1 protein-coding gene is annotated in these 592 nt (G+C 59.5%); it reads right to left on the bottom strand.

Annotated features, from left to right (window positions below; translation table 11 throughout):
• Positions 1–592, bottom strand: a 592-nt coding sequence (locus XI09_RS08420) for a transposase (RefSeq protein WP_271566426.1), incomplete at both ends; no start/stop codon positions are given.

The following is a 592-nucleotide window of genomic DNA, read 5'->3' as shown; positions in this document are numbered from 1 at the left end:
AGATCAGCGGCTTGATCCCGACGATGTTGATGACCCGTGTCAGGTTATAGGCCAGAACCGAGAGTGCCATCTCGGCGGCTACTTTTGGGAGCGTTTTAGTGAGGAAGTGTGTCGCTCCCATGCGGGCCTTCATCGTGCCGAACGGATGCTCGACTGTCTCGCGACGTTGGCGCATAGCGAGCGGGTTCGCATCAAGGCGCTGCTGCACAGCATCGAGCAAATGCTCATGCTCCCATCGTGGAATCCGCCGCTCTGGCCCCGTCGTGCATTGAGATTTGAGCGAACAATTTTGACAGGCCGTGGTCCAGTAGCGCCTTATCCGCTTGCCATCTTCCTCACCCGTAAAGCGATACGGCAGTTGCTCCCCAGCCGGACAGCGATATGCGTCTTCCTCCGGCAAATAGACAAAGTCCTGCTTGCCGAAGCGTCCATCCGACTTGGCGCCCGACGTTTGCGGCTTGGGCAGGGTTACCGTGATGCCGGCCTCGTGGCAGGCGAGGATCTCCGGACTGCTGAAGTAGCCGCGATCGGCAACGGCCTCGAGCGTCTCGGTCTTTAGAACAGCCTTCGCCTGCCTGGCCATATTGGCAAG

The sequence above is a fragment of the Bradyrhizobium sp. CCBAU 11386 genome (assembly GCF_028128955.1).
Lineage (GTDB): Bacteria > Pseudomonadota > Alphaproteobacteria > Rhizobiales > Xanthobacteraceae > Bradyrhizobium.
The sequence above is the reverse complement of the archived record's forward strand: the minus strand, read 5'-3'. Positions and strand labels throughout refer to the sequence as shown.